9 protein-coding genes and 1 tRNA gene are annotated in these 6878 nt (G+C 68.5%); 4 read left to right on the plus strand and 6 right to left on the minus strand.

Annotated elements, in window-relative coordinates:
- Positions 1 to 50 precede the first annotated feature (50 nt).
- From QN357_RS16680 to QN357_RS16690, 3 genes are all read right to left on the minus strand, one after another.
- The gene (locus QN357_RS16680) at positions 51 to 512 is read right to left on the minus strand and encodes a hypothetical protein (protein ID WP_323505235.1); all 462 of its coding nucleotides are present in this window, start codon (positions 510 to 512) and stop codon (positions 51 to 53) included.
- A gap of 119 nt (positions 513 to 631) precedes the next feature.
- Positions 632 to 1798: a cation:proton antiporter gene (locus QN357_RS16685; protein ID WP_134450002.1), complete on the minus strand. Its 1167-nt coding sequence runs from the start codon at positions 1796 to 1798 to the stop codon at positions 632 to 634.
- Positions 1799 to 1841: 43 nt separating this feature from the next.
- Positions 1842 to 2225: a hypothetical protein gene (locus tag QN357_RS16690; protein WP_134450003.1), complete on the minus strand. Its 384-nt coding sequence runs from the start codon at positions 2223 to 2225 to the stop codon at positions 1842 to 1844.
- Positions 2226 to 2338: 113 nt separating this feature from the next.
- On the opposite strand from QN357_RS16690, the gene QN357_RS16695 reads away from it, so the two are divergent.
- On the plus strand, positions 2339 to 3313 hold the full coding sequence (locus QN357_RS16695) for a GGDEF domain-containing protein (RefSeq protein ID WP_166787423.1): 975 nt from the start codon (positions 2339 to 2341) through the stop codon (positions 3311 to 3313).
- Here the strand turns inward: QN357_RS16695 and QN357_RS16700 are convergent.
- The 3 genes from QN357_RS16700 to QN357_RS16710 all read right to left on the minus strand — a co-directional run bounded on the left by QN357_RS16700 (position 3310) and on the right by QN357_RS16710 (position 5011).
- Positions 3310 to 4068, minus strand: a complete 759-nt coding sequence (locus tag QN357_RS16700; RefSeq protein WP_134558968.1) for an SDR family oxidoreductase — start codon at positions 4066 to 4068, stop codon at positions 3310 to 3312. The genes QN357_RS16695 and QN357_RS16700 overlap by 4 nt on opposite strands.
- Before the next feature lie 103 nt (positions 4069 to 4171).
- A complete protein-coding gene (locus tag QN357_RS16705; protein WP_134450006.1) occupies positions 4172 to 4870 on the minus strand; it encodes a TetR/AcrR family transcriptional regulator in 699 nt (232 codons plus the stop codon).
- Positions 4871 to 4938: 68 nt separating this feature from the next.
- A tRNA-Lys gene (locus QN357_RS16710) sits at positions 4939 to 5011 on the minus strand.
- Positions 5012 to 5155: 144 nt separating this feature from the next.
- Between QN357_RS16710 and QN357_RS16715 the strand changes: the two genes are divergently transcribed.
- From QN357_RS16715 to QN357_RS16725, 3 genes are all read left to right on the plus strand, one after another.
- Positions 5156 to 5800: a DNA-directed RNA polymerase subunit beta gene (locus tag QN357_RS16715; protein ID WP_134450007.1), complete on the plus strand. Its 645-nt coding sequence runs from the start codon at positions 5156 to 5158 to the stop codon at positions 5798 to 5800.
- A gap of 201 nt (positions 5801 to 6001) precedes the next feature.
- On the plus strand, positions 6002 to 6586 hold the full coding sequence (locus tag QN357_RS16720; RefSeq protein WP_241975328.1) for a sigma-70 family RNA polymerase sigma factor: 585 nt from the start codon (positions 6002 to 6004) through the stop codon (positions 6584 to 6586).
- A partial coding sequence (locus tag QN357_RS16725) for a zf-HC2 domain-containing protein (protein ID WP_323505236.1) occupies positions 6583 to 6878 on the plus strand: 296 nt, incomplete at its 3' end. The genes QN357_RS16720 and QN357_RS16725, both read left to right, overlap by 4 nt.

The following is a 6878-nucleotide window of genomic DNA, read 5'->3' on the forward strand; positions in this document are numbered from 1 at the left end:
GCCCCGACCGGTATCACCCGGTCGGGGCCTCGCCCGGTCACGGTGGCTGCTCAGGCGGCGCGGCGCAAGCGGGTCGGCGCTTCCGTATCGAGCGGATGCCGCGTCCCGGTCGGTCGTGCCTGCGCGTGTGCCGCGGCGGTCACGATGCCGCCCTGCGGGATCCGGATGTCACGGTCGACGACGGCTCCGCTCTGTACCCGGGCGCCGTCTCCGATCCGGGAGTGGCTTCCGAGACGGGCGGCCGCGCCGATCACGGCGTCGACGCCGACGTGCACGTTCTGGCCGATGAAGGCCCGCGCTCCGACAAGGGCGTTGTGGTCGATCCAGCTGCCCGGTCCGATCCAGGCCTCCGCACCCACCTTGGCTCCGCTCTCGACGTATGCCGTTCCGGAGATGAAGGCGGACGGATCGACCCGCGCCCCGCCGGAGACCAGTCCGCGTCCGTTCGCGTGCCGGCGGTACTTTTCGATGGTGCCGGTTTCGGTCTCGACTTCTTCGTTAATTCTTTCCACGTGCGACCTCCTTGAATTGTCGCGTCACCCCGCAGCTCCCGCTCCGCTGTGTGCCCGCAGCGCGCGTGGCGCGACTGCGGAGCGACAAGTCTGGCGGCTGAGCCCGAGTGCTGACCGTGTCAACGCTGTGTGCTCCCCGAGAATTCCCCGGGCGGTCGCCCGGCCTGCCTCCTGGAGGCGACGCCCGCAGCCACGGTCGCGACACCGATCGTGATCAGGGCGCCGAGGATCAGAGCGGCCGCCTCGCCAGGCGCAAGCAGCTTCAGCTGGGTCCCGATCGTCGCCGCCGCAACCGGCACGCCGAGCTGGGCGGCCGCAAGCAGACCGTACGGCAGTGGCAGGCCGAGCAGCCGGGCCGAGGCATGCGCGACGACGGCGCCGAGACCGAGGACGAGACCGAGCAGGACCATTCCGGGCCGGGTCAGGAGGTCGAGCACGTTGAGCGAGGCGCCGAGCCACACGTAGAAGAGCGGCCCGAGGAAGCCGTCGGCGATCGCGAACAGTTGCCGGGCGAGGCGCCTCGGCTCTCCGACCATCGCGACGGCCAGCCCGAAGGAGAACCCGGCGAGCATGATCGAGACGTGGCTCACCACCGCGAGGGCGGCGAACGCGAACAGGATCGTCAGCTGCACCCGCAGTTCGAGGGCGAACTTGCGGTCCTCGGACACCCGGTGCAGTCGGAGCCGGGCGCCATTCTTCTCGAGTCGCGACAGCACGAGATACAGCAGCGCCGCGGATGCCGCGACCGCTGTGGCGCCGAGCGCGGCCGAGCCTGCATTGGCCGGGTCGATCACGATCGGCAGGGCGACGATCGCAGCGACGTCGGCGATCGCGACCTGCGCGGTCACCTGCAGCACCGACGGGCCGGTCAGTTTCAGCGAGTCGATCACCGGCAGCACGAGCGCCGCAGACGACGACGCGAGCAGCACCGCATACAGTGGCGCATGGCCGGTACCGAAGAGCACCGCCGTCGCCACGCCGAGCACGATCGCGATGCCGGCGGCCAGACCGGCCCTGGCCGTGCCCTTGCCGAGCGCCGAACGGATACCGGCATCACGCACCGGAACGTGGGTGCCTGCCACGAACATGATCAGTGCGAACCCGACGTCAGCGAGCAGGGTCAGGGTCGGATCGCTCGAGTCGACGAGTCCGAGCCCGGTGCGGCCGACGAGGATTCCAGCGAGGAGCTCGCCGAGCATGACCGGAACCCGCCAGCGCTGCGGGGTCGCCAGCAGCGGGCCGAGCAGGCCGACCAGGGAGATGATCGCAAGGGTCTGGAACGTCATCGGGGTGTCCGGACAGGCAACCGGCAGTGCACCATGGGCGCGGTTAGAGCGTCAGGTCCGCCAGCTGAACCGGGATGTCGGTGTTCTCGTTCGTGAGGTACGTCGCGCAGACGCGGTGGTAGCCATCCGCGATGTGCAGCGGAACCGCGGCAGGCAGATTGCCGCGCACGAGCAGGATCGGGCCCAGCCGGCGACCCTCGCGGATCAGCCTGAGGTAATTGGCGACGTGCGGGTTCTCCGGCGTGAGCAGGGGGAGACCGGCGGCGCGCAGGATGTCCTTGGCCTTGTGGAAGGTGATGGGCGCTGCCTCGAGGGCGAGCGAGGTCGCCTCGACCGCGTGCTCGTTCACGAGCAACCGCAGGTAGTCGGCCGCCTTCGGGTAGTTCTCCGGGATGGGCTCCTCGAGCCACTTGACCTTCCTGGGCATTGCGACTCCTCGTGCCGGGCATCCGTTGGTGGGGCGATAGCCTGAGCGTAGTACGAATGGGTGTGCCCATTCGAGCGGCTCGGGCCGATGGCCTGAGGATCGGGAGAAGACACGTGCGGCGAGAGAGCGGTCCAACGGCGGCCTCGCTGATCCCGCCGTTCGCCTACGTCACGTCGGCCGCCGGCTTCGTCATCGTCATCAGCGGCCTGGTGGATGCTGCGACCTCGGCAGGGGGCGGGCTCGGCTCGCTGTGGACCTGGCTCTGGACCCTCGTGGCCGCCGTCGTCTCCGCGCTGCCCGTCGCGTTCGGAGCCCGCTTCCCGCGCTGGGTCGGGCTCGCGGGAACCCTCGTGTTCTTCGCGGTGACCGCGCTGCAGATGGCGGTCTCGACTGCCCCGATCCTGTCGGTGAACAACCTGGTGCTCTACCCGATGTTCGCCTGTTATCTCGGCTGGTTCTACCGTCCGTTCGTGTCGCGACTGGCGGTCGGATTCGCGTTCGGGGCCTCCGGCATCGCGCTCGCCGTGAATCCCTTCGACGCCGTCCAGATCACCTGGGTCAACCTGGCTCTCGCGTCGCTCTTCTGCCGGGAGGCCGCTGGGTATCTGCGGGCCAAGCTCGACCGGGAGATCACCACCGACCCGCTCACCGGCGTCCTGAACCGGTCGGGGCTGGATGCCCGTCTCGACCTCGAGCTCGCCAGGGGAACGCGTACCGGGCAACCGATGACCGTCGCGATTCTCGATCTCGATGACTTCAAACGCCTCAACGACGAGCACGGGCATGCGGAAGGGGATCGCGTGCTGGTGGCCTTCGCGGGCTGCCTGAGACGCAACACGCGACCCTATGACTCGGTCGTGCGCCTGGGCGGTGATGAGTTCCTGCTGCTGATGACGTCCACGACGGTGGAGCAGGCCAGGGAGATGCTCGCGCGGATCTCCGCACCGGGCGGTCTGGACTGGTCGTCGGGACTGGCAGAAGCCCGCCCCGGAGATGACGCCCACAGCATCCGCGAGCGCGCGGACCAGGAGCTCTATGCCGAGAAGCGGCGCAAACGGAGCGGCCGCATGGGAGTCAGCGGGGGCTAGGCGAGCCCGCCGTTGGTGAAGATGACCTGGCCGTTGACCCAGCGGGCGGGGCCGGCGAGGAACGCGACGGTCTCGGCGATGTCGGTGGGCTGGCCGAGCCTTTCCAGGGGGACGGCCGCGGCGAGGTTCGTGATCGTGGCCTCGTCCTTGCCGTTCAGGAACAGGGCGGTCGCGGTCGGGCCGGGGGCGACCGCGTTGACGGTCACGTCCTTGCCGCGCAGTTCACGGGCGAGGATGAGCGTGATGCTCTCGACCGCGGCCTTGCTCGCCACGTAGGCGCCGTAGCCGGGGAACTGGGTGCGGGTGACGGAGGTGGAGAAGTTGATGATCGCTCCGCCCGGGCGGACCCGGCGGGCCGCCTGCTGGGAGATCACGACGGTGCCACGGATGTTGGTGCGGTAGATCCGGTCGAGGTCGGCGAGGTCGAGGGTCGCGATCGGCGAGAGGAGCATGATGCCTGCCGTGTTCACGACGACGTCGATCCCGCCGAACTCCGCCTCCACCGCGTCGAACGCGGCCGACATGGCTCCCTCGTCGGCGACGTCGCCGCCGATCGCGATGGCGCGGCCGCCCGCGGCCTTGACCGCGGCGGCGGTCTCATCGGCTTTCGCCTGGTTGCCGGCGTAGTGCACGCCGAGGGCGAAGCCGTCGTCTGCAAGTCGCTCGACGACGGCGCGTCCGATGCCGCCGGACCCGCCGGTGACGAGGGCGACCCGGGAGCCCTGGATGGTGGGATTGGTGCCGATGGTACTCATGGGGGATTCGCTTTCTGTTGCGCTGCGGTGGTGCGCGCCCTGTTTCGGGCGCGACGGATGACGCCCCGGCGGGACGCCTGAAGACCTGCGGTGGGGCTGGCTGTCAGTCGGAGGGCGACGAGGACTGGATGCGCTCCAGCCATTCGTCGAGCAGCCCGGCCTCGCGGCCCGTGAAGAGAGCAGGGGGCAGGGTGGGACGGCTCGTGCGGAGGGTGATCGCCGCAATGCGGGCGGATTCGCCGGCGTCCGGAGCGGGCGCGGTGTCGGATACCAGCCCGCCGAGGACGATGTCACGCATCATCGACGAAATGGCCGGGTCGGGATAGAGCGCAGGGCGGAGGATCAGGGCGAGAGCGACTCCGGTATTCGCCGCCATCACCACCCGTGCCGCGATCTCAGGAGCAACGCGCAGCCGTCCCTGCGCGGCCAGGCGTTCGAGCACGCTCTGGAGGAGTCGCATGGCTTCGTTCGCTGATTCCGCCTTGGCGACGGATCCTGACCCGAACAGGAGCCGGTAGGCGTTCGGCTGGGCGAGGGCGAACGCATTGTGGCTGTCCCAGCCGGCCCGCAGGTCGCTCAACGGATCGGCGGATTCCTCGGCTGCGCGCTTCATGCCCAGGTACTGGTCCCAGACCTGATCGACCGTGGCCGCGAGCAGGCCCTCCTTGTCGCCGAACAGCCGGTAGATGACCGGTTGCTGCACTCCCGCCGCTTCGCACACGGCGCGCGTCGAGATGTCCCCGCCAGGGGACTGCGCCAGCAACTCGGCCGTCGCGTCGATTATCACTGATCGTGTGCTCATGTGACTGACGCTAACACGAGAGTGTTATCACCGCAACCGCTGCGCACATACTGCTGCTAACACAAGAGTGGGCCCCGTCGGGCTCGAACCGACGACCCAAGGATTAAAAGTCCTTTGCTCTACCAACTGAGCTAGAGGCCCGCGGTAAATAATCTACCGTGGATTCGGGCAAGGTTTTTCTGGGTACCGTTGGGAGGGTCCCCTCACGGACGGATTCGCCCCGCGAGGCCCCACCAGACACGCACCCAACACGCACGAGTCACGCACGAGACACGGAGGATTCGATTGGCAGAGGACTTCCACAAGCCCACCCAGTTCTCGGGCAGCAAGTTCGAATCCTTCGAGGGTGGCCAGGATCCGGCGGCAATCAGCCGCGTCGCGCACGAGACCGCTCATGCACTGCTCGCCCGGGTGCGGAACGACCCCGATCCCGAGGTCGTCGAGCGCCTCGTCGCGTACACCGACGAACACGGTATCGACGCGGTCGCCGAGCTGTGGTCGCGCGCAACGCCGCGCAGCCTGCCCGGCGCGCTCTGGCGGATCTACCTCGTCCGCCTGCTCATCCGCCAGGATCCTGAAGGCACGTCGTTCCTCTACCAGCGCGGCACCGAGGTCACCGTGGCGATCGACCCCGTCATCGCCGGAGCCGCCGCGCCGACCGGACCCGCTGAGATCATCGCCCTCGCCGACCAGATCCTCCGCGGCATCTTCACGGGCGACTTCGCCGTCGCGCTCGACCGTGCCGCGGCGTTCTGCCGGGTCATCGCAAGCGGATGCGCGAGTGTCGCCGACGACCTTGACGCGACGGAACTCGCCGCATCGGGGGTGTCCCGCGCCTCAGAGCTGACCACTCGCGCCCTGCGGTTCTCGACGACGGCCCAGGAGTTCGGATCGTGCGCCCGGTTGTGGCGCAGCGATTCGCTCGACTAGGAATAAACATCCGTCCTCGTCGTTTACACTGGATGCTGGTCGGGCCGCAGTAACCCCGGGCTCCAATATTCGCCGCTCTGAGCGGCCTCGCGCCGAGAGGCGTTCTGCGGCCTGGCCTTCAGCCTTTTCTGACCAATCCATTTCGTGTTCGGCGCCGAACACTAGTCATGGAACGGGATAAGACCTGACATGCTGGTTCTCATGACTGCTGACTTCGCCGCTGACACCGAGTCGACAGCGCCTCCCTCAAAAGAGGAGCTGCTTACCCGGGTCGCCACTGGCGACCAGGCGGCCTTCGGGGAACTGTACGACCAGATGGCCCCTCGGGTGCTCGGTCTGGTCAAGCGCCTGCTCATCGACCACGCCCAGTCGGAAGAAGTGACCCAGGAGATCTTCCTGGAGATCTGGCAATCGGCGACGCGGTACGAGCCGGCGCGTGGCGGGGCTTCCACCTGGATCATGACCATGGCGCACCGTCGTGCGGTCGACCGGATCAGGTCGTCGCAGGCCGGCCGCGACCGGGACACGAAGATCGGCATCCGCGACCTCGCGGTTGCCTACGACGACGTGTCCGAGACCGTAGAAACACGAATCGAGCATGAAAGGGTGGAGAAGGCGATGTCCAGACTGACCGAACTGCAACGCCAGGCGATCAGTCTTGCCTACTACGGGGGCTTCAGCCAGAGCGAAGTCGCCGCCCAACTGCATATCCCGCTCGGGACCGTGAAGACGAGGCTCAGGGACGGGCTCATCCGCCTTCGCGACGAACTGGGCGTGGCATCATGACCGGCACCGAGAACACCGGCACCCCGGAGCGCAACCCCGGCGAGCTGTCCGGCGCCTACGCGCTCAACGCCCTCGAGGCCAGGGAGCGCGCCGCCTTCGAGGCGCACCTGGAGTCCTCCGAAGAGGCCCGAATCGAGTCCGCCGAACTGAGCGACACGGCGGTGGCCCTGGGTCTCGCGACCGCCCCCGTGCAGCCCTCAGCCGCCCTCAAGGCCTCGCTGATGGCGAAACTCTCCTCGACCCCGCAACTCGCCCCCCTCGCCGGGCCGGCGAGCACCCGGACAACAGCACC

Origin of the sequence: Cryobacterium sp. RTC2.1 (assembly GCF_035018685.1) — a bacterium.
Lineage (GTDB): Bacteria > Actinomycetota > Actinomycetes > Actinomycetales > Microbacteriaceae > Cryobacterium > Cryobacterium glucosi.

Excerpts from the sequence above, each read along its gene's own strand:
- QN357_RS16690 (WP_134450003.1), bottom strand. The coding sequence starts at position 2,225 with ATGCCCAGGAAGGTCAAGTGGCTCGAGGAGCCCATCCCGGAGAACTAC.
- QN357_RS16705 (WP_134450006.1), bottom strand. The coding sequence starts at position 4,870 with ATGAGCACACGATCAGTGATAATCGACGCGACGGCCGAGTTGCTGGCG.
- QN357_RS16720 (WP_241975328.1), top strand. The coding sequence starts at position 6,002 with ATGACTGCTGACTTCGCCGCTGACACCGAGTCGACAGCGCCTCCCTCA.
- QN357_RS16700 (WP_134558968.1), bottom strand. The coding sequence starts at position 4,068 with ATGAGTACCATCGGCACCAATCCCACCATCCAGGGCTCCCGGGTCGCC.
- QN357_RS16685 (WP_134450002.1), bottom strand. The coding sequence starts at position 1,798 with ATGACGTTCCAGACCCTTGCGATCATCTCCCTGGTCGGCCTGCTCGGC.